The organism is Pseudomonas sp. GW821-FHT07E12, from assembly GCF_058986605.1.
In genome coordinates this window covers 1-1,305 of the sequence record NZ_JBYSVX010000088.1, presented here as the reverse complement: position 1 = coordinate 1,305, position 1,305 = coordinate 1, and the positions used below count along the sequence as shown (strand labels likewise).

At 67.6% G+C, this 1,305-nt stretch carries 1 protein-coding gene; it reads left to right on the top strand.

Annotation, left to right across the window (positions count from 1 at the left end):
- The first annotated feature begins 152 nt into the window (after positions 1 to 152).
- Positions 153 to 1,220: a DUF2272 domain-containing protein gene (locus AC3WJE_RS21015; protein WP_493732787.1), complete on the top strand. Its 1,068-nt coding sequence runs from the start codon at positions 153 to 155 to the stop codon at positions 1,218 to 1,220.
- Positions 1,221 to 1,305 lie beyond the last annotated feature (85 nt).

Sequence of the window (1,305 nt, the reverse complement as noted above, 5' to 3'; positions counted from 1 at the left end):
CATCAGCCGCGACAGGCTTTACCGGTAAAGCCTGTCGCGGCTGATGGCCCTAGGCCACCCAGAGCCGCTCCTACAAGAAATCAGGCGCTTTCACGATCCGTTCGCGACGGTTTTTGGCAGCCTCCGGGGCATCCTCCCCCGAAGGAACCCCGATGGCCCGCATACGCCTGCCCTGGCTGTGGCTATCGTTGACCAGCCTGGCCGCCCCAGCCGCCGCCGCTGAAGTCTGCGACCTGCCGCCACGCTATGGTCTCGGACAGGCCGCCATCGCCATCGTCCGTACTGCCTGCAACGAACACCGTCTGTGGCTGCGTCCGTTCATCGACGTGCACGGACGTGTCGCGAGCCTGTCGATCACCGAGGCCGAAAGCGGCCGGCTGGCCGACCGAGGCCTGATCGCATGGCAACGCGTGGCCGGCTACTGGCGCGATAGCGGCACGCTGTCGGCGATGGGCAGCATCGACGGCGCCTCCAGTTGCGTCGCGCCGGAAGGCTCGCGCTACACCGCCAGCGACTGCCGCGCCTTCATCAGCGACAACCCATGGTCGGCCGCATTCGTATCGTGGGTGATGACGCAGGCCGGCGTATCCGGCTTCCTGCGCTCGCCGCGTCATATCGACTACATCCGTGCCGCCTACCGCAACGACGGCGGCCCGTACCGGCTCACCGATCCGACCCTCGAAAAACCCGCGCCTGGCGACCTGCTGTGCCTGCTGCGCGGTCGCGACCGTTCGCTCGGTTTCGCCGGCCTGAGCGCCGAGTTGGCGCAGGGCGGCACCACGCATTGGAAATCGCATTGCGACATCGTCGTGGCGGCGAACGTCGGCGGCGATCGCACGCTCTACCTGATCGGCGGCAACGTGCTCAACACGGTGATGATGCGCAAGCTCGAGCTGGATCGCGCCGGTCGCCTGGTACTTCCCACACCGCAAGACACCCTCGGCGGCGACGAGGACACTGTGAACGCCGGCCTGGAATGCACGCCGGCCCATGAGGAACTGTGTGACTTCAACCGCCGCGACTGGGCAGCGCTGCTGAAACTGCGCGACGACGCGGCGCTGACCACACCGGCCAGCCTGCCGGTCGCGCCGCCGGAGTCCGCGCCGGCTCCTACAGCCACTCCAATGCCGCCGGGATTTCCACGCGTGGTGCCACCACGCTCGACCACCACGCAGGAGCCGCAAGCCTCGCAAAACCCCAGGGCCCAGGAAAACCCGTAGGAGCGGCTTCAGCCGCGATGAGGCGTTACCGATAACGGTAACGCCTCATCGCGGTCTCTTCTCCCCCTCTCCCAGCCCCCGCGAC